The following is a 19,684-nucleotide window of genomic DNA, read 5'->3' as shown; positions in this document are numbered from 1 at the left end:
ATTTTATTATGACAAAACAGTAAGTGTTTTAACATTTACTTATACGATAACGGACCTTATTTACTCTGTTACAAAAGAAACCACACAAAGCGTTCTGTTTTTTTGTTACTCATTGGTATATACCGCAAAACATTTTGTTATTCAATAATTCCAATTTCTAGAGCCTTTTGAACAGCTTCTTCTTTGTTACGGACTCCTAGCTTTGTATAAGCTGTGGAAGCATAATTTCTGACCGTACCATTCGATAAATATAACCTTGATGCTATGGTAGTGTATCGAAGTCCTTTTGCTACTAGCTGCAATATTTCTATCTCTCTAGCTGTTAGCTCATAAGCAGTTGCTTTTGATTGTGGTGTCTCGATTTGCTCATCAAACTTCTCAAATATTTTGTGAGACATTCCCTGATCAATCAGTGTCCCACCTTTGTGAATAAGTCGGATCGTATTAGCTAGCTCCAATGTTTCAATAGATTTGAGTAAAAAACCATCCGCACCGTTGCGAAGTGATTCCAACGCCTGTTCGGTATCCTGAAAAGTTGTAAAAATCAATACGCGGATATGTGGCCATTGTTGCTTAATCTTTTTGGTTGCTTCGACTCCATCCATGTGCTGCATATCTAAATCCATAAGTATAACGTGGGGTTGAAGGCGCCCACACAAATCGATGGCTTGATTGCCATCCTCAGCCAAACCGACTACATTTAAATCTTCATATCTATCGAGTAGTGTCCTCAAACTTTCCCGAACAAATGGCTGGTCGTCTACAATTAACAAACGAATAAGTCCATCTTTTATTTCAGTTTGTCGCGGTATGGTACATGTAACAAGCATTCCTTCCTCTGGCTTTGTATATACAGACAATTGACCTTGCAAATTCATTGCCCGTTCTTTCATCGCATTCATACCGAAGCCTTCCTGCCATTCTACATTTCCTTTTCCGTTATCTTGAACTTCTAACCTCGTATATTGTTGTTCAAACTGCAATGAAACTATAATTTCAGTCCCCTGACCATGACGTACTGCATTTGTAAGAGATTCTTGTAAGCAACGAATGAACGCTATCTTCGCTTGCCGAGACAATTGATATTCCTCTCCGTATGCCCGAAAACTTACAGTAACCTGAGCGTGCTCCTGAAATTCGGCTCCAAGATTTTGTAGAGATTGAATTAAGGAGGGCGATTGACACGGAGACTCAATTTGATGTAGGTAACCTCTCACGTCCTCGATGCTTTTACGTCCCATTTCAAGCAGAGAATCTAGCCTCTGTATACCCATTTCAGTAGCAAGTTCGGTGCGCAACGTTTCCATCCCCATAATAATAGAAGTATAAGCGTGACCAACTGTATCATGAAGCTCACCCGACAGTCTGTTTCGTTCCTCTGCCAGTGTTATGCGTTCAATCTGAGACATATATTGCTCAAGTACTGCGTTTTGTTTACGAATTGCTTCATTTTGCTTATGATTGACGATTAATAAATGAAAGGCGAATCCCATTACATAAGCGAATCCATAATAGGTGACCATAACCCAATAGCTATTACTTGGCGCAACCGCATAGAAAATTCCAGTTGTTATAAAAACTGTTGTTGGAGCTGTCCAATAATAGGACAAATGCTTACTATTTGCTGCGATAAGAAATACCGATATAAGAAAGATATTGTAAGCTTCTGGAAATAAAGAGGTTAAGAATATACATAGTCCACCATATAGCAATATTTCTGTGAATAAGTAATATTTATAATTGAATAGTAAGGCTACCCATGGAATAGAGAAGGCAATAATTTCCCAAATAATAATAATCCAAAGTGGTAATGTTAAACCATCCTGGAAATTTAATGTTGCTAGGAGGGTAGACACACTAACAAGTAGACGGATTCCTAACATAATCCAATCATACCAAAACCAATATTTAACCATATCAAACAATTTATTTACCCCCTAAGTAGCCTTCTTTCTCATTTCCTATATTATAGAATAATCCTTCTTACATTGTTATATTTTTAAGTTTAAACTGCCTACTATTCGTAGACTACAAACTTCTATCGATTTAGTTGCTGAATCATACTGCGTGTATAACCTCCAAATTTTTTCGTTAAACCATCTACTATTTTAATACTTATGGCGGTAAACACTATACCGATAGACATTACAAGAAGTGACTTGGGAAAAGTATCTATCTGTATGAAAATAATATTCATATCGATGTATCGATACAATAGTGGTGCTAACAGGAACATAAGTGGCATTACATAAAAAATGATTGCACTAATGAGACTGAAAATGCCAATCACAAATTTCTGCATTAACCAAAAGACAGCAGACCAGGTGTGGCGATCCGTAAGTCCTAATTTTACTTGCGCCCAGTCCGATGTATCCGTTGTTACACTTCTATCGTAAGATTCTGTCGAAATATCAGTATAAATTTTCGTTTGTATGCGCTCAAATTGGATAAAGGGTGTGGTAGTTTGTAGTACGCGTATAACTAATGGAATCCCAACTACCGTAAATGAAAGGGTGAAACTGAATAGCAGAGCTATTAGATAAAAACAAAAATAAAACAAACCTGTAATGAAAGTTAGTAATAAAAAATAACCATTCTGGATGAATCTTGATTTCATAAAGCTCATCGCTCCTATCTATGTAATAAACGAATTATATTGCTTTTTTTGTCATTCTCACTAGTGTAAAAGTGTCATATGACATCTCTAAATGATGCTAAAAAGGGGAGAGTAACCTACTTCTGGTTAAAAAAGATGCTTATATTAATCTCCATAAAACAATCCCGTTCTTGCAGATGCAAGAACGGGATTGTTTTGTACTTTTATTTAATATGAGATGGACTTGTTTTTCGAATGTGAAAAATAATATCAAATTGCTCAAGCAATGAAGTATCAAAGTATAAAGAACTGCCCGGGAGGAGTTGTCCCCCTATACTTAGTAATGGCCTTTTTGCTTTAACCCATTTCTCTGCTTGTCCTTTAAGGTGACGGTTATCCAATAAAAACATTTTATATGGTACTTTTCCGAGGGTATAATTGAAACTATTTACATCTTGTGGAATCGTACCCGTTGTAATCTTACCTCCGGTGGAAGGATCATATTCGCTGTATAAGGTAAAATTCCCCTCCGTAGTTGTACTACCAATTGTGACATAATTAGTGTCTAAACGTTCCTTCAAAAACTGCCCCGCAGCATAAGGGTATAATTCCTCATCGATAATTTCTTTAGCTATATGAATATTGTGTCCCCATACCATAGTTTTACCACCCAATGCCTCTTGTGCCCACATTGCATGATCGGCCATGTATTGCTCGTGTAGCTTTATTACATTTGGGTAGTCATTAGAAAGCAGCATTGTGGTAAATTTCTCTATTGCACTTGCCGTTGCTTTCGCCCAGATGTACTCGGGTGAAACTATTTCTGTGTTGGCTTGCTCATTCTCATCTTTCAGTAATCGGGCTACTCTCTCAGCGTTTGCTTTGAACTTCTCTTTCATTTCAGGAGCAAGTTTCATATATTCCTGTATACTTCCAGTAAAAGACGGCAATTCTTTATAATTTGCTTCTACTTCTGCCAGCAAATCTGGTCGATGCAGCCTTACATAATCAATTACTTTATTAAAGCTACCTTGGTCCAACTCCTTTAAGTCGAGCCCAATAAATCGGATCTTTTTTTTATTGGATGGATCAGCATTATAATCTTTCATCCACTCAATCATGGCTATAATTTCATCAGTAGGATATAACAATTTTAAAAATTCCCTAGGGTTTCCTTTTCCTGTTTGGATATATTCATTTAGCTTTAAGCCGTTTCCCCAATCTTCTTCCATTGCGAAATTCGTAAAACCCATCTCAGTAACCAAATATTTCACAAGTCGAAACTTCATAGTGAAAATTTCAGAGCTTCCATGAGTATTCTCTCCTAATCCTACATATTGTGCACTCCCAATCATTTTCTTAAGTGGTTTTAAATCCTCAAATGATTTTGACGGTTCTATCGTTTTTAATGGGTAAGCCTGTGATTGTATTGATTTAACTATATTTTTTTGGATTGATTGACCTGAATTTTCGACTGCTACTGTTTGAGCGTTTCCTACTTCTCCACATCCTGTGACTAATAAAGCTGTACTAACCATTGCAATTATTCTTTTCTTATTCATTTTTTTCCACCTCAATTGAATTGTTTTAAAAGCGAGATTGATTCATGTACTTGCACGAATCAATTGCCTTAATTCAATTGTTATCTATCCCATATCATATTTTCTAGTTACATATTGTCATAAGGTTAATTGACACAGGTCATAGACTAATCATTACACTTTTGTACTATCGGCTATGACAACTTATAAATAATAATTACATTGATGAGTCGCAAGTAAGACTAGATTATAAATTTGGGAGGGATTTTAAAGATGAATTAATCTGTATGCCAAAATATTTTTATTCTAAGTTGTGTCTGTGGAAATGACAAGAAGTAAATTCGATAAACAAGTGAATTAAAGGGGAAGGGCGGATTACAATGATATTACACGCAAAATCGTTCCACAATAAAGATAAAATCCAACGTGCTAAAATAGGACTGCAACTCTTTCTGAGTATCTTAATCATTACTTCTATTATCCTAAATGTAGTAGTAATAATTACTAAAAGTATGCCGCTTATTGTGGTATATATGTTTATCCCAGCATTTTCTTCTATTTTGACTCGCATAATACTGAAAGAAGGGTTTAAAGATGTATCTTTTAGTCTCGGTAACTTAAAGATATGGAAGGGGATTGGTTTTGCTCTGCTAATACCTATGATTATTTGTGGAATTACTTATTCTATCGCCTGGTTGAGCGGGATTGCGGGGTTTCAGCATCCCGAAGGTGGTATGTTAGAACCAATCTACAATATACTTGGGCTTCAGTATCTAACGGCACCATTCAGTTTCATTTATCTAGTAGTATTGAGCGGCATTTTAGGGAGTTTGCTTAACTTAATCCCAGTTTTGGGAGAAGAAATGGGTTGGCGAGGTTATATGCTCACAAGGCTAGTCGATGCAGAGTTTTCACGGCCCATCCTTATTAGTGGATTGATTTGGGCAACGTGGCATGTTCCAATTGTTATTGCTGGTCTATATGTAGAGGGAACATCTGTCCTTCTTTCAGTACTTGGCATCTATTTTTGTATTGTGCCATTCAGTTATATTACAGCTTATTTACGACTTATCACAGGTAGCGTTTGGCCTTCGGTTATCATCCATACTACTTGGAATGCCATTATTCAAGGACCTTTCGCACGTGCAAGTACAGGATATCAAACTGAGATTTGGATTGGAGAATCTGGCTTGATAACTGCTCTTATTATCTTGATTACTGCAATAATTACGTCTCGAATAGTAAATCTTACTAAATAGCATACGGATGTGTTTTAAATTCAATTAGTGAAATATGACGAGGCGCAATTATGGATGCTCAAAGACATGAAAGTAATACAAATGAGATTCTTATTTCTGCTGAGAACTATTGAGCAGATGAAGTACGTGATTGCTCGTGAATTAGGAGTCACATTAGGACCGGATACATCAGCACGTGCAAATGGTTCTGTCGGTGGAGAAATTACAAAACGCTTAGTTCGAATGACAGAAGAACAATTAACAGGACAATATAGGTTACAGTAAGTTAAGGTGATAAATAAAAAAACATATATGGATTCTTTTCAGACTGTGGAGAAAATCTTCTCCACAGTCTGTTTTTGTGTAAAAAGAGGAGTAAGGACTTCTGGAAGAAATACAACGGATACTGAATTAAAGCATGGATTCAATCCTTCTGATTTCATCAGTACTCCAGTTGAAAGTTTTTACAATAAGTATAGCGTTTTTTTATTTTGAGGATATAATTTTAACTTCGCTTGATGAGCATGTGGCGTTACCCTATTATGTTTTTCTTATGACTATCAATCGAATATCAAAAATTATATAATGACCGAAATATATTTTTCGGAAATTTTTTTTTATTAATTATCTATCTGAATATATAATTTCGTTGAATAGATAAATTATTGACAAAGAGAGGGGTCTATAAAATGAATTTCATTGCAAAATTAATAAACCGCTTATTTTATAATACTATCAGTATAAAAACGTGATGTCTTTTATAACAACGAGGGTTATTTAAGGGGGCAGTTCATTTTTCTAATGAGGAATTGGAGCTGTTTTTATGATGGAATATACTTTCACTTTTAGGAACGGATATTTTCAAATGCTAACCCTTAATGAAATAATGATATGTTATAATTTTCATAATATATATGCAAAGAAGGGATGGAATGAGCACACAAATAAAGGTAACACCGGAACAATTAGAACAAGCTGCTAAAACCGTAAGCAATACGAGATCATCATTAGAATATATACATAAAGATTTATACTCTCAAATTGAATAGATAGCTTCTCAGTGGAGCGGAGCAAGCAGTGATCGTTTCTATCAGATGTTTAATGAAGCAAAACCAATGATGTTTAACATTTTGCAAGAATTAGATAAAATCGCAGTAGAATTAGAACGTGCAGCTGTTAAATTCCGGGAAGCGGATGAATCGTATGACGGAAATTTAGTTGACTCTGATATTCAAGAAGGAGCCATGTGTGGAAAACTCCCTCCAAAATCAGAAGAGTCATTTTTCAATAAAAAGGATTTAAATGCTGCGTGGACTGGTATTTCTACTGGTTTTGTAGATGGTGTTGTAGATGCATGGAAAGGATTCGTAGCTTTAGGAGATAAAGAAACTTGGTTAAATATGCGAGATGCGATTGTAAACTATAGAGAGACTATTCCTGCTGCATGGAACACTGTATCAGATACATTTATGAATAATTTTTGGAATGGAGATCTGGAAAGCAGAGAACATTATGCAGCTTACGCAGTCACTACGCTACTCACAGGCTTTGTTGGTAGCAAAGGTCTAGATAAAGTAGGGCAAGCAGGTAAGGTTGCTGCTATTACAGGTTTTACTAAAGGGAAATCACTTGTGACTAATTCTCCGGCATACAGAAATGCACTACACATATTAAATAACTATGAATTTAAAGCTGGTAATCACCTTTCATATGCGGGAGTCGGAAGTATTCAAAAGTACTTGCAGAAAGCAGCTCCATATACTTATGAGGGTCCAAATGGTCCGAAAACAATAAGAGTAAGATTGGGTGAGTTAGCGGGAAATAAACATCCAGTTACAGGAATTCCGTATGATTTAGATGGTTTCCCTATTTTTAAACCTGTTTCTGAAATTAAATTAAAAGAAGCTGAGTTTAAAAAATCTAGACCAACACATGATAGAATATGTAGTAAAGCATTATATGAACAAATAAGGAAAGATCCTAAGTTAGCTGCAAAATTCACTGAAGAAGAAATAGAGTTATTTAAGCTAGGCGAGGTACCAGAAAATTATACATGGCATCATCATCAAGAAGCAGGACGAATGCAACTTGTTGATTATGAAACACATAGGAAAACAGGTCACACTGGTGGATATAAAATTTGGGGAAAAGACAGCGATAAGTAAGGAGGAGTATATATGAGCAACGTTACTTGGATTGGAGTAAATAAAAAAGAAATTACAGACGAAAACATTCAGAAAGTAGAACAATATTTCAATATTAAATTCCCTATGGATTTTGTAGAATGTGTAAAAAAATATGATAGTGGTTATCCAAGACCAAAAATATTTGATGTACCAGGACAGGATGAGAATGTATTTAGTAAGCTTTTAACTTTTGATTTAGAAAATAGAAATTCAATCATTCAAGTTTATGATGATATAAAAGATAGATTAGCAAATAAAGTATATCCCTTTGGTAAGGATTCATTTGGAAATCATCTGTGTTTTGACTACCGTAGCAATCCTGAATCACCGACAGTAGTATTTTGGGAGCATGAGGAAGAAAACATAGAGGAAGCAATATATCCTGTTTGCTCAACATTTACAGAATTGCTTGCTAGTCTACGTGATTTCGAAGAAGAAGATTGAGGGAACTAAAAAAACGTCCTAGAATTCTAGGACGTTTTTTTATGATTTACTAATTTTCTAACCATCATCCGCTTTCTCAAGTTTAATTACGATTACTTTTTTGGATTACCTTTATATTACAGCATCAACAGTTACTGTAGCTGAACGAGCTTTGAACAAGATTACTGGAGATACGGAAACAACATGGATCCAAGAAAATCAATATCTGTGATAAGAAGGGAGGTTAACTTCCATTCTTTCAAGTTTTCGTTAAATTCCGATTTAATGAACACTTGGATAATATACGTATCTCTCCCTTCTTTATTTTTTAACTAAAAGAATTAATTATAGGTATAATATTCATGAAGTAATTATTACTTTGTACACAGTTATGAATTTATTTGTATGATGGTGTGATTTTTGAAAAAAGAACAAAGAAATTATTAACTATAAAGGTAAATAATGAAGTAAATATAAAAGTAATACAAACAAAAGCGAATATAGATAAAAATTTATTTATACGAAAAAATAGATGTGATTAGATTATCAGAGAAAATTCAATAACTTCAATTGTGAAAAGATAAAAAAGGAGCGGAAATACGCTCCTTTTTTATTTACCTTACTATTTTTAGGGGAATTATATGGATAACACTTTTATTAATGGAAATGTATTTAATTTTTTTCTGGAATATATGTGAAATGTTGTATAAAATAATCAAGAAAGTCAAAAATTATGGGGGGAAGTTGTGAAAAAAAATAAGAGTTTAATAAGTATTTTAGGAGTGTGTATCATGTTGTTTTCTTTTTGTTTCCAGGGAAATATACAGGCGGATGTAAATACTGTTCAATCTGGAAAAATAAAATCAGGAAACGTAACGGTATGGGAAGTAGGCAATGTAGCGAAAGTGTTAGCAGATGTAGAGCGCTTGAATTTAAATACGGTGAATGTACCTATTCAAGTAGATATTTCGAATGTGAATTCGGCTAATATGGTAATTAATCAGGCGCAAAAGAAACAAGCTATTATTTTAATTCAAGAATTATTAAAGCGTAATATACAAGTTATATTGGAGCCGTTTCCGTTTATTCAGCAAGGAAATATTGGAGAAACAGAGTGGAACCCTAGTAATATTAACGATTTCTTCTGGAATTGGAAAACGGTTGTTTTACAAGATATTTTTAATTCCATTACAAGTAAGTACAATATTTATGGGCTGAAAATCGCTTCTAATTTCGTGAATATGGAATATGCAGAAGGATATTGGAATGATACGATTAATTTTGTTCGCCAGCAGTATAAAGGAAATGTTTTGTATCAAATGAATTGGTGGTTAACTGCAAGCTTTGATCCTTCTTATGAGGCGAAATTTAAAGAGAAAATAAATCGCCCGTATTTAAAAAAGGTGGACATTGTAAGTATTGATAGTTGGTTTGAAGTTTCAGGAAAAAGAAATCCATCATACGAAGAAGTAAAACAAAGCTTATTTGCGACGACAGTATACAATCGTGGCCAAAATGTCGTTCAGCAACTTGAGACATTACATAAAACAACTGGAAAGCCAGTTTATTTTGGTGGATTTAATGTGCCAGCACGTGAACTTGGACTACAAAGCCCGTGGAACCCAGATGTTACGAATGTGTTTTCGAAAGATGTACAACTTAACGGGTGGCGTGCTTACCGAGATGTATTAGAAGCGAAGCCATATTTTAAAGGTTTTTCAATTTGGTTTATCGGATCTAATGATAGTAATCATTCATATCAAATACATAGTAAAGAAGCAGAGACAGTTATTAATGGCTGGTATCGAAAATAAATTTTATAAAATAGGTAAGTTTTAGAATCTATTACATATATTTTAGTGAAAGGCCTTTCACCATCTTATCACCTAGGGGGCAATCATAATGAAATTTTTGTCATACCTTACAGTAATTTTGGTGATTCTTGGCGGTTTGAATTGGTTGTTTGTGGCGTTAGATTATAATGTAGTTGAGAAATGGTTTGGTTCTATGCCGGCGCTTGTGGATACTATTTATTGGCTCTTTGGTCTTTCAGCTATTTATCAAATTTTCGATCGGTTCTTTACGAGTAAGTAGCTATTATACTTAATTACTAGAGTGTTAAGTACGATTATGTACTTAACACTTTTTTGTATGTTTATAAAAAGCAGGGTGCACATGCAAGCGATTCCATTGCGTCTTGCACCGTAATAACGGAAAACAAATTGACCGTGTAGTGTATATAGGTTATAATTCAGAAAGTTTAAAAAATAATAAAAATGAGAAATAGGGAGGTTATCTGGGTGATGGAGAGAGTGTATAATTTTTCAGCAGGACCATCTATACTCCCTTTGCCAGTTTTAGAGAAAGTGCAAAAGGAGCTTGTAAATTATAACGGGACAGGCATGTCTGTTATGGAAATGAGCCATAGATCTTCTTATTTCCAAAGTATTATGGATGAAGCAAGTAGCTTACTTCGTGAATTAATGAACATTCCTGATGAGTATGAAGTTTTATTTTTACAGGGCGGTGCGTCATTACAATTTTCTATGATACCGTTAAATTTAATGAGTACGTATAAAAAAGCTGGGTACGTACTGACAGGTTCATGGTCTAAAAAGGCGCTGCAAGAAGCCGGAAAAGTAGGAGAAGTAAAAGTGATTGCTTCTTCTGAAAAAGAGAAGTTTACTACAATTCCTAAAATGGATGATTTACCAAATGATGAAGAACTAGATTATGTACATATTACAACGAACAATACAATTGAGGGGACAAAATATGTGGATATTCCACATTTAGAAAGAGTGCCGCTCGTTGCGGATATGTCCTCAAATATTTTATCAGAACAATATGATGTTACGAAGTTTGGTCTCATATATGCGGGTGCGCAAAAGAATTTAGGGCCAGCGGGTTTAACGATTGTAATTATAAAAAGAGATTTAATTGGCAGTGCAAATAGTGCTTGTCCTACGATGTTAAACTATGAAACTTACAGTAAAAATAACTCCCTATATAATACACCGCCAACCTTTAGTATTTATGTAGCAAAACTTGTACTAGAGTGGTTGAAAGAACAAGGCGGGGTATCTGCGATTGAAGAACAAAATAGAATGAAATCTTCACTTCTTTACAATTTTTTAGATGAATCTAAATTGTTTACTTCACCAGTTGACCCTACGTATCGATCACTTATGAATATTCCGTTTACAACACCGTCAGAAGAGCTTAACAATCAGTTTTTACAAAAATCGAAAGAACGCGGCCTTGTTACGTTAAAAGGACATCGTTCAGTCGGCGGTATGCGTGCTAGTGTTTACAATGCGATGCCAACCCAAGGTGTACAAGAATTAGTAGACTATATGAAGGAATTTGAGCTTGAAAATAGATAGGGAGATGGGGATATGTTTCGTGTTCAGACGTTAAATCAAATTGCCGAAAAGGGTTTGCAAATTTTTGATGGGAATCGCTATGAAATTGGAGACAAAGTAGGTCATCCAGATGGTATTTTACTTCGCAGCTATTCTTTACATCAAGAAGAGTTTTCAGAAGATTTAAAGGCGATTGCAAGAGCTGGTGCTGGTGTAAATAATATTCCTGTTGAGCGTTGTACGGAAAAAGGGATTGTAGTATTTAATACGCCAGGGGCTAATGCGAATGCAGTGAAGGAACTTATTATTGCAAGCCTTATTATGTCTTCCCGTAATATTATAAATGGAGTGAGCTGGACGAAAGAGTTGGATGGAGAAGAAGTACCACAGCTTGTTGAAGCTGGGAAGAAGCAATTCGTTGGGTCAGAAATTGCAGGGAAACGTTTAGGTGTTATCGGTCTTGGCGCAATTGGTGCTTTAGTTGCGAACGATGCGTTATCTTTAGGGATGGACGTTGTCGGATACGATCCATATATATCTGTTGAAACAGCATGGCGTCTTTCTACGCAAGTACAAAGAGCGTTTAGCCTAGATGAAATCTTTGCAACGTGTGATTATATTACACTTCATATTCCTCTTACGAACCAAACGAAGGGGATTATTGGTAAACACGCTATAGAGACGATGAAAAAAGGAATGCGTCTATTCAATTTCTCAAGAGGAGAACTTGTAGATGAAAAAGCTCTTCAAAAAGCGTTAGAAGAAGATATTATTACACATTACGTAACAGATTTCCCAAATGAAAATGTTATAAAGATGAAAAATGTAACAGCAACGCCTCATCTTGGTGCATCTACGTCTGAATCTGAAGAAAATTGTGCAGTAATGGCTGCACGTCAATTACGTGAATATTTAGAGACAGGTAATATTCGTAATTCAGTAAACTATCCAAACGTAGAACTTCCGTACATTGGAAAAAAACGAATTACAATTATGCATCAAAACGTTCCGAACATGGTAGGACAAATTACAGGATGCTTAGCAGAACATCATATTAATATTGCGGATATGATTAATCGTAGTAAACATTCTTGGGCGTACACAATGATTGATATTGATAACGGAATTGATGATATAATAAAAGAGAATATTGTGGAAAATATAAGCAAAATCACAGGTGTTGTAGCTGTTCGAATGATTGTGTAAAGGAGAGAGAAACTTGGCAAAAATCCGACCGTTTCGTGCTATTCGTCCAGTAGAAGGAAAAGCAGCACAAGTAGCAGCTTTACCGTATGACGTATTAAATAGTGAAGAGGCAAGAGAAGTTGTAAAAGGGAATCCATATTCTTTCTTACACGTTGATAAAGCAGAAATTGATTTAGACCCGGCACTTTCACCGTACGATGATCGCGTATATGAAAAAGCGGGTGAAAATTTAAAGCAATTTATACAAGAAGAAGTGTTCGTTCAAGATGAGGAGCCAGCGCTTTACATTTATGAACTGACGATGCAAGGAAGAACGCAGTCAGGCCTTGTCGTTTGTACATCGATTGACGAGTATGAAGATGATACAATTAAAAAACATGAAAGAACGCGTCATGAAAAAGAACTTGATCGTATTCGCCACGTAGATGTGTGTGATGCAAATACGGGGCCTATCTTTTTAACGTATCGTACGAAAGAAGATGTGAAACGTATCATTGCAAGCTGGAAAGAAGAACATGCGCCAATCTTTACATTTACAGCAGAAGATGGCGTTAGGCATGTTGCGTGGAAAATAGCTGATGAAGAAGTAATTGCAAATTTAGTAAACGCATTTGAAGATATTCCTAGTCTTTACATTGCAGATGGACATCACCGCTCTGCATCAGCTGCAAAAGTAGGGCTAATGCGAAGAGAGCAATATCCGAATTACACAGGAGAAGAGGAATTCAATTTCTTCCTATCTGTTTTATTCCCTCATGATGAATTATCAATTTGGGACTATAACCGGGTTGTGAAAGATTTAAATGGCTTATCAGTAGAGCAATTTTTAAAGCAAATTACGCAGTACTTTTATGTAGAAGAAGCAAATGGTTCTCCGTATAAACCAAATGAACCAAAATCATTTGGCATGTATGTAAACGAGAAGTGGTATAAGCTCACTGTGAAAGAGGAAACGTTTGATGCGAATGATCTCGTTAAAGGTTTAGATGTATCTATTCTGCAAGATCATTTATTAAGCCAAGTACTTGAAATACATGATCCACGATCTGATTCACGCATTGATTTTGTCGGAGGAATCCGCGGATTAGAAGAATTAGAACGCCTTGTAAATAGCGGTGAATATAAAGCAGCGTTTTCATTATATCCGACATCAATGGAAGCTTTATTATCAATCGCAGACGCAGGGGAAGTTATGCCGCCAAAATCAACGTGGTTTGAACCGAAACTGCGCAGTGGGTTGTTTGTTCATTCGTTAAAATAAATATAGACTTCTTTAGATTGAAAAACCGAAATGATTATAGTTTCGGTTTTTCTTATGTTAAAAGTGTTTTTGAGGAGGGGTATCGATGAAATTGCAAGTAGGCGAAAAAATCACCTTTGAACGAACGTTTACAAAAGAAGATGTTGTTTTATTTACAGAAGTATCTAAAGATGAAGGTGTTCATCATGTTACACCAGATGAGCAGGGGAGATTTGTTGTACAAGGGCTGTTAACATCAACGCTGCCTACAAAAATTGGCGGTGACTATAACGTACTAGCTCGCAAGATGGATTTTGAATTTTTACGTCCTGTTTTTAGCGGTGATACAATTCGTTGTGACGTAACCATTGAACAATTTGAACCCGATGAAAAACATCGCACAAAAATTATTGCGATGTTTATATGTAGGAACCAACTTGAAAAAGAAGTTATGAAGGGGAGTTTTTCGGGGATTATTCTTTAGTAAGTAGGAAAAGTAATGAATAGGTGGGGGCCATGTCTCTCGGGCTTAGATTTTTAATTCCCCCCATAATTAAAATTTTACACATTGCTGAATACTGATAATAAGACGTTATGTAATATACTCTGTTCTTTTCTTAACTAATAGAAGAATAGTTGAATAAGCTCGTCAACAAAAAAAGGACATTCCTAGTATTAAAAGAAATGTCCTTTCCACTAAATTATAGGATATTTTGCTAAAATTCAAACTCTAAAATTAGTTTACTGGTTTGACCTGTAAACTGATAATTATAGGACCCTCTCAGATTTTCTAAGTTACCAGTAGCTTTAATAATTGTTCCTGGGGAATCTAGATTTCCTTTATCAAATATTCCTTGCTCTATAGCTGTAAATGTCCCTTGTTGCCCCTTATAAATTCCTTCAAAGTGTAAAAACCCAGAAATTTTAGCAGTAGCCAAGTGACCATCATTTATATTTGAGTCTAAATAATATAATAAGTATTCAACAAAAGCTTTTCCTTTTAATTCACCATCAATATCATATTCAACATGGGCAATATTAATAGGAAAATCTTTTCTAGTATCATCGATTAGTTTTTCATCCCATTTACTTACTGTAAATGTTACTTCCATAAACGTAATCTCCCTCCAATTATATAGTTTTAAAAAGTATCAATTCACAGTCATATCTCATAGGAGTGATTTTATTTATTGTGGTCCTTTCATGTCGCTATCAAGCTAACCAAAATAAAATACTCTCTAAAATGAAAAAACACGCTATTTTTTCTGTAGGATCAGGAAAATGGCTATACTTATTTAAAGTTTTCCTTTATTCCACGCCACTCTCTAAAATAGAGAAAGACCCATTTTCACAATCAATTTCTGCCATCGCACCGTAAGGTAAAATAAACTTCGGCTCGGTATGGCCAAAATTTAAATTATAAAGAATCGGCAAATCTTCTAAGTTATGTTCTTTCATAACTTGCAGTATTTCATGTTTATATTCTTCATAATACATTTCGTCTTTTGGTTTACCAAAGATGATACCCTTTGCTTTTTGAAGAATGCCTTGCGCTGCGTAATTTCGTAACCAATACTTTATATAGCTTGGTTCTGGGTGGTCTTCAGAAGTTTCAAAGAAAATGATGGTATTCTCCCAATGTTTTTTCTCAGGCCAAAGTTCCGTTCCTTTTGCAAATTCCAATACTTCTATACAGCCACCAATTAAGCGTCCTTGTACGGTAGTAGAGCCTTGAAGTAGTTCATAGCCATTGTTTTGTTGCATCGTACGCTTTGTATCTTTATTTACCTCTATCCATTCTAAACGCTCACTTGTCCATTCAGGAGCTGGTTGAATCTCGCCAATTGTCTCATTTGAAAAGAGAGTCCGATTTACCATTTCAACTGTATATGGATCCATCTCTACATTTTCGGCAAAATCAGTTAAAATGGCTGGACCGTAAAAAGAGGAAACTCCTGCTTTATGACAAAACAAGTGTGAAACGGTAACGTCAGAGTACCCCATAAAAATTTTCGGATTTTCACGTATTACATTAAAATCTATATAAGGAAGTAAGCGGATGCTATCTTCACCGCCAATATTCGCAATAATTGCTTTCACGCGCGTATCTTTAAATGCTGTCATTAAATCTTCCGCACGAGCCTCTGGGTTGTTATAAATGAATTCGCTACCTTTTAAACTATTCGGCATTGGAACAACCGTAAGACCGAAAACTTCTTCTAATCTCTTTACTCCTTGTTCATAACGCCATCTTATCTCAGAATCGCCTGCGCCTCCCCATGAAGGACTTACTATTGCCACAATATCTCCTGCCTGTAATCTCTTTGGTTTCTTTAACATATTAACTCCGCTCCTACATAATGTAATGGACTACGATTATACAAACTGTAGCATTGAAAAAATATGATGCATCACATTAATTTCTTCGTTATCAATCCGTTTACCTGCTGGTATTCAAGAATTTAGAACTCGTGTTGAATATAGGAATAATCGATTTATATTTGAAAATCACAGTATGCAACATTGCATGAGAAAGAGGGTTGCTATTTTCTATAACCTGTAACTATAATAGTTACAGGTTGGTCGTATCCAATCAAAAAAATATAATCATCATGAATGGAGAGGTTACATATGGGTATGAAAAAAATAATTTTAGCAGGTGCTTTAGGGATCGCAGCATTATCAGGAACGAATTTACCAGGATTAGAAATATCAAAAGCGAGTGCCGCTTCTATTGAATCGAATTTCTCGACGTTAGAAGGGCGAGTAGTAGAAGTAGATAACGGTGTAATTGTCGTAAAATCTAAGCAATATGAGGAACCTGTTAGTGTGTATATAGATTCCCTTTCAAATGTGAAAGTAGGGGATGAGGTTAAAGCTACTGGATCTATGATGCGTAATTTTACTGAATATATGATTGCAAATACAGTTGAAAATACGTCAAATAAATTAGGTATGCACATGAAAGAAGATGGTTCTCCTGATTATGTAATTGGGGAAGTATCAAAAGTAGGAACGATGGAAGATGAAGGAGACGGTTCTACTAAATATGTCGTAGTTGAGTATCCATCGCTAAACGGGAAAAAAGATATTATTGATGTTTTCTTAACGAAGGGACAAGTATTTCATACAGGTGAGAAAGTAAAAATTGATATGAAGTATGTAGGCTGGGGCGGAAGTTCTATTAACTACAACACAACGGATCATATCGAAAAAATTCATGAGATAAAGAGCAACGTTGAAAATAATGATGATGTTTGGATTTGGTCTTAATTAGACGCTTGTAAATAACAAATGTATCATGCAGTACCCATCGAATGATCATATGTATGATAATTCGATGGGTACTTTTTTGTTTTATGTTTTTTTGAGAATAACGGATTTCTGATTAGAATATGATGTTAATACTGGAGCGAAGGTGAAAAAAACAATATGGAAAGAGGTGTTTAAGGGTGGAGCAAGATGAGGTTTATTTACGAGCTAAAAAAAGGGTAGAGAATTTACAAGCGTTTTATATTCATTTAACGGTCTATATACTAGTGAACTTAATGCTTTTTATTATAAATATAAGCTCTGATTCAAGTAAATTATGGTTTTTATATCCACTTGCAGGTTGGGGGATCGGTATCGTTATACACGGTTTGACAACTTTTCCAGTTGGGATATTCGGAAAAGAGTGGGAAGAACGAAAGATTAAAGAATATATGGAGAAAGATAAGTAAATTTATTTCTGGAATGTATGAATATAAATCTCTTTGATCAAATGTTTGATGCGAAGTCTATTCTATAGCTTCGCCTATTTGTTTTGTATTCGAAGTTTGTGCGAGTGAGTGTTCCTATTCATTTTTTTAGCATCAACTGCATGTGAAATCAAAACTTTACTTGTAGTACATAATAAATACAGTTGTTTTACTTTTTAAATTACATGTGGATATAGGATAAAGTTGTTTTATCATCCTATATTAAAATAAAAATAAACCACTGTTCGATTTGAATATTCCACGATATAATGGTGAGAGTTTATGACAGAATAAATATTTACATAAGAAGTGAGGTACTGTATGAAAAAAAGAACGACAGACATTATTTTTATTATTATTGGTGCATTTCTTTTTGCGTTAGGTGTGAATTTGTTTGTTATTCCGAACGAGTTTGGTGAGGGTGGAGTAACTGGTATCACGATTATTACGTATTATTTATTTGAATGGTCACCAGGTTTAGTTAACTTAATTTTAAATGCGATTTTGTTAATAGCTGGTTATAAATTTTTGAATAAGATTACAACAATTTATACGATTATCGCTGTAGTTACGAACTCGCTATTCCTTCATTTGACAGAAGGTTGGACGATTGCTTCGGATGAAATGCTTGTAAATGCCATTTTCGGAGGAATATTTATTGGGTGCGGGATTGGTCTTATTATTCGCGTTGGCGGAACAACAGCAGGTACTACCATCTTAGCAAGAATGACGCATAAATATTTAGGATGGAGCATTAGCTATGGTTTACTGTTCTTCGATTTAATTGTTGCGTTTTCATCTTATTTCATCATTGGTGCAGAAAAACTGATGATAACAATTATTATGCTATATGTAGCAACGAAAGTGATGGAGTTTGTAATTGAAGGTTTAAATCCGAAGAAAGCCATTACGATTATTTCTGATAACCCGAATGAAATTGCCGGGAAGGTAACTACCTTAATGGGCAGAGGGGTTACTGTGTACTCAGGTCATGGCTATTACACGAAAACTCCGAAGGAAATTCTTTATATTGTTATTAATAAGCAAGAAGTAGTGAAGCTAAAACGGATTGTTCAAACTACAGATCCGGCTGCGTTCATCGCTATACACGATGTTCGTGATGTGTTTGGAGAAGGATTTGTTGATATTTCTAAGGCTTAATAAGAGTTAGAATTAGTTTTTAAAAAGGCAGAAAATGAGCAATATTTTTTATTGAAATAATCTTAATGCGAAAATATGAGAATCTATTTTGATCACTTAATTATCAAGACCTAAATTTTAAAAAAACAAATAAATTCAAGGACATTATATATTTTATATGACTAATATGTAATGTCCTTTCTTATTCCACAATGATACCCGTTTGTTGACGATTAATTTTCATTATGCTTTTTGTGCCGAGTCCAATGCTTTTTTTAATTCGTCCGGTTTTTGAGTGCCGATTACCACTGTGTTATATTTCAACTTTAACTCTATACCTTTCTTTCCATTCATGTTATAGGCCGTTTCACCCTTAAGGTTAAAACGAATTCCCCATCCTCCGAATCTTTTTAGTGGACTGTAAGTAATGCTTTCATAGTGACATATATTTTTGAAAAGGTACTGTTTATATTGAAAATGAAAAGGAACAAAACGAACATAAAGACCTTTTTCACGGACTTCTATAATCAGTTTCAATACCCCAAGCATTAATACAGGAAAGGCAATCCCAAAAAACAACCACAAAGCAATTAACACACCATTGGGAGCTGGTTTATCTCCAAACGGGGTATCAAGGATAATTTGTTGAATGAATCCATACCACATCAGTGCTGCGATCCCAAATATGAGTATCCATACCCAAATTTGTTGTGGTCGCTGAACCTCACGAAAGATAATACGTTCTTGTTGTTTCATTAATAATTGTCACCTCCTAAATGATTTATTACAGGGAATCCTTTTTGATCCAGTAATATGTATCCTTTGTTTTTATTCTCTATGAGAACCTCTTGTACTCTCATAGCACTTCACCCCTAAAAAAATTAACGCTCAGTCTAAAGACCTCACAACGCTTTCCGTTATGAGATACGTTAGCTACCTAAATTATACAAACTTTTCCGAATTCAGTATACATATAGAGTTTTATTTTTATTATCTGTATAAGTAATCT

At 34.9% G+C, this 19,684-nt stretch carries 17 protein-coding genes and 2 pseudogenes; 13 read left to right on the top strand and 6 right to left on the bottom strand.

The genetic code is table 11. From position 1 onward, the window contains the following. Window positions 1-137: 137 nt before the first annotated feature. The 3 genes from NSQ08_RS14725 to NSQ08_RS14715 form a co-directional block, all read right to left on the bottom strand. Window positions 138-1,925 carry a helix-turn-helix transcriptional regulator gene (locus NSQ08_RS14725; RefSeq protein WP_012261258.1) on the bottom strand — a complete coding sequence of 596 codons (1,788 nt, stop codon included), beginning with the start codon at window positions 1,923-1,925 and terminating at the stop codon, window positions 138-140. A gap of 113 nt (window positions 1,926-2,038) precedes the next feature. Beyond that, the gene (locus NSQ08_RS14720; protein WP_002084562.1) at window positions 2,039-2,617 is read right to left on the bottom strand and encodes a sensor domain-containing protein; all 579 of its coding nucleotides are present in this window, start codon (window positions 2,615-2,617) and stop codon (window positions 2,039-2,041) included. 203 nt (window positions 2,618-2,820) lie between these two features. Beyond that, window positions 2,821-4,158, bottom strand: coding sequence for an erythromycin esterase family protein (locus tag NSQ08_RS14715; RefSeq protein ID WP_340776318.1), 1,338 nt, complete (start codon window positions 4,156-4,158; stop codon window positions 2,821-2,823). Window positions 4,159-4,517: 359 nt separating this feature from the next. Between NSQ08_RS14715 and NSQ08_RS14710 the strand changes: the two genes are divergently transcribed. The 10 genes and pseudogenes from NSQ08_RS14710 (at window position 4,518) to NSQ08_RS14665 (ending at window position 14,279) form a co-directional block, all read left to right on the top strand. Next, on the top strand, window positions 4,518-5,396 hold the full coding sequence (locus tag NSQ08_RS14710; protein ID WP_012261256.1) for a CPBP family intramembrane glutamic endopeptidase: 879 nt from the start codon (window positions 4,518-4,520) through the stop codon (window positions 5,394-5,396). A gap of 50 nt (window positions 5,397-5,446) precedes the next feature. Then, window positions 5,447-5,660 (top strand): annotated as a pseudogene (locus NSQ08_RS14705) (small, acid-soluble spore protein, alpha/beta type). 647 nt (window positions 5,661-6,307) lie between these two features. Beyond that, window positions 6,308-7,540: pseudogene (locus NSQ08_RS14700) on the top strand (WXG100 family type VII secretion target). A 12-nt stretch (window positions 7,541-7,552) separates the two neighbouring features. After that, complete coding sequence (locus NSQ08_RS14695) at window positions 7,553-8,005, top strand: SMI1/KNR4 family protein (RefSeq protein ID WP_012261254.1); 453 nt, start codon at window positions 7,553-7,555, stop codon at window positions 8,003-8,005. Window positions 8,006-8,730: 725 nt separating this feature from the next. After that, complete coding sequence (locus NSQ08_RS14690; RefSeq protein ID WP_340776314.1) at window positions 8,731-9,798, top strand: glycoside hydrolase family 113; 1,068 nt, start codon at window positions 8,731-8,733, stop codon at window positions 9,796-9,798. An 88-nt stretch (window positions 9,799-9,886) separates the two neighbouring features. Then, a complete protein-coding gene (locus NSQ08_RS14685) occupies window positions 9,887-10,078 on the top strand; it encodes a DUF378 domain-containing protein (RefSeq protein ID WP_002084566.1) in 192 nt (63 codons plus the stop codon). Window positions 10,079-10,287: 209 nt separating this feature from the next. Continuing rightward, window positions 10,288-11,370 (top strand): 3-phosphoserine/phosphohydroxythreonine transaminase, encoded by a 1,083-nt coding sequence (gene serC, locus NSQ08_RS14680; RefSeq protein ID WP_340776310.1) that lies wholly within the window; start codon window positions 10,288-10,290, stop codon window positions 11,368-11,370. 12 nt (window positions 11,371-11,382) lie between these two features. Beyond that, window positions 11,383-12,555 carry a 3-phosphoglycerate dehydrogenase family protein gene (locus tag NSQ08_RS14675; RefSeq protein ID WP_340776307.1) on the top strand — a complete coding sequence of 391 codons (1,173 nt, stop codon included), beginning with the start codon at window positions 11,383-11,385 and terminating at the stop codon, window positions 12,553-12,555. Between the two features lie 13 nt (window positions 12,556-12,568). Continuing rightward, window positions 12,569-13,816, top strand: coding sequence for a DUF1015 domain-containing protein (locus tag NSQ08_RS14670; protein ID WP_340776303.1), 1,248 nt, complete (start codon window positions 12,569-12,571; stop codon window positions 13,814-13,816). A gap of 85 nt (window positions 13,817-13,901) precedes the next feature. Continuing rightward, complete coding sequence (locus tag NSQ08_RS14665) at window positions 13,902-14,279, top strand: enoyl-CoA hydratase (RefSeq protein WP_002033079.1); 378 nt, start codon at window positions 13,902-13,904, stop codon at window positions 14,277-14,279. A 232-nt stretch (window positions 14,280-14,511) separates the two neighbouring features. Here NSQ08_RS14665 and NSQ08_RS14660 read toward each other — a convergent pair whose 3' ends face one another. Both NSQ08_RS14660 and NSQ08_RS14655 read right to left on the bottom strand, forming a co-directional pair. Further along, window positions 14,512-14,907: a DUF3224 domain-containing protein gene (locus NSQ08_RS14660; protein ID WP_000454079.1), complete on the bottom strand. Its 396-nt coding sequence runs from the start codon at window positions 14,905-14,907 to the stop codon at window positions 14,512-14,514. Between the two features lie 196 nt (window positions 14,908-15,103). After that, complete coding sequence (locus tag NSQ08_RS14655) at window positions 15,104-16,135, bottom strand: S66 family peptidase (protein ID WP_002033081.1); 1,032 nt, start codon at window positions 16,133-16,135, stop codon at window positions 15,104-15,106. Between the two features lie 291 nt (window positions 16,136-16,426). Here NSQ08_RS14655 and NSQ08_RS14650 point away from each other — a divergent pair, with 291 nt between their 5' ends. The 3 genes from NSQ08_RS14650 to NSQ08_RS14640 all read left to right on the top strand — a co-directional run bounded on the left by NSQ08_RS14650 (window position 16,427) and on the right by NSQ08_RS14640 (window position 18,696). Further along, entirely contained in the window at window positions 16,427-17,068 is a 642-nt protein-coding gene (locus NSQ08_RS14650) for a hypothetical protein (protein WP_340776298.1), read from the top strand. Window positions 17,069-17,247: 179 nt separating this feature from the next. Then, window positions 17,248-17,517, top strand: a complete 270-nt coding sequence (locus NSQ08_RS14645; RefSeq protein WP_002033083.1) for a 2TM domain-containing protein — start codon at window positions 17,248-17,250, stop codon at window positions 17,515-17,517. Between the two features lie 339 nt (window positions 17,518-17,856). Further along, complete coding sequence (locus NSQ08_RS14640; RefSeq protein WP_000747487.1) at window positions 17,857-18,696, top strand: YitT family protein; 840 nt, start codon at window positions 17,857-17,859, stop codon at window positions 18,694-18,696. Between the two features lie 222 nt (window positions 18,697-18,918). Here the strand turns inward: NSQ08_RS14640 and NSQ08_RS14635 are convergent, their stop codons facing one another. Next, on the bottom strand, window positions 18,919-19,431 hold the full coding sequence (locus NSQ08_RS14635; protein ID WP_002033084.1) for a DUF6141 family protein: 513 nt from the start codon (window positions 19,429-19,431) through the stop codon (window positions 18,919-18,921). Window positions 19,432-19,684 lie beyond the last annotated feature (253 nt).

This window comes from Bacillus sp. FSL E2-8887, assembly GCF_038007205.1.
GTDB classification, from domain to species: Bacteria; Bacillota; Bacilli; order Bacillales; family Bacillaceae_G; genus Bacillus_A; species Bacillus_A mycoides.
The sequence above is the reverse complement of the archived record's forward strand: the minus strand, read 5'-3'. Positions and strand labels throughout refer to the sequence as shown.

Bases quoted from the DNA above. Each gene is read 5' to 3' on its own strand.
- NSQ08_RS14720 (WP_002084562.1), bottom strand. From the start codon at position 2,617: ATGAAATCAAGATTCATCCAGAATGGTTATTTTTTATTACTAACTTTC.
- NSQ08_RS14715 (WP_340776318.1), bottom strand. From the start codon at position 4,158: ATGAATAAGAAAAGAATAATTGCAATGGTTAGTACAGCTTTATTAGTC.
- NSQ08_RS14710 (WP_012261256.1), top strand. From the start codon at position 4,518: ATGATATTACACGCAAAATCGTTCCACAATAAAGATAAAATCCAACGT.
- NSQ08_RS14695 (WP_012261254.1), top strand. From the start codon at position 7,553: ATGAGCAACGTTACTTGGATTGGAGTAAATAAAAAAGAAATTACAGAC.
- NSQ08_RS14685 (WP_002084566.1), top strand. From the start codon at position 9,887: ATGAAATTTTTGTCATACCTTACAGTAATTTTGGTGATTCTTGGCGGT.
- serC (WP_340776310.1), top strand. From the start codon at position 10,288: ATGGAGAGAGTGTATAATTTTTCAGCAGGACCATCTATACTCCCTTTG.
- NSQ08_RS14675 (WP_340776307.1), top strand. From the start codon at position 11,383: ATGTTTCGTGTTCAGACGTTAAATCAAATTGCCGAAAAGGGTTTGCAA.
- NSQ08_RS14665 (WP_002033079.1), top strand. From the start codon at position 13,902: ATGAAATTGCAAGTAGGCGAAAAAATCACCTTTGAACGAACGTTTACA.
- NSQ08_RS14660 (WP_000454079.1), bottom strand. From the start codon at position 14,907: ATGGAAGTAACATTTACAGTAAGTAAATGGGATGAAAAACTAATCGAT.
- NSQ08_RS14655 (WP_002033081.1), bottom strand. From the start codon at position 16,135: ATGTTAAAGAAACCAAAGAGATTACAGGCAGGAGATATTGTGGCAATA.
- NSQ08_RS14650 (WP_340776298.1), top strand. From the start codon at position 16,427: ATGGGTATGAAAAAAATAATTTTAGCAGGTGCTTTAGGGATCGCAGCA.
- NSQ08_RS14640 (WP_000747487.1), top strand. From the start codon at position 17,857: ATGAAAAAAAGAACGACAGACATTATTTTTATTATTATTGGTGCATTT.
- NSQ08_RS14635 (WP_002033084.1), bottom strand. From the start codon at position 19,431: ATGAAACAACAAGAACGTATTATCTTTCGTGAGGTTCAGCGACCACAA.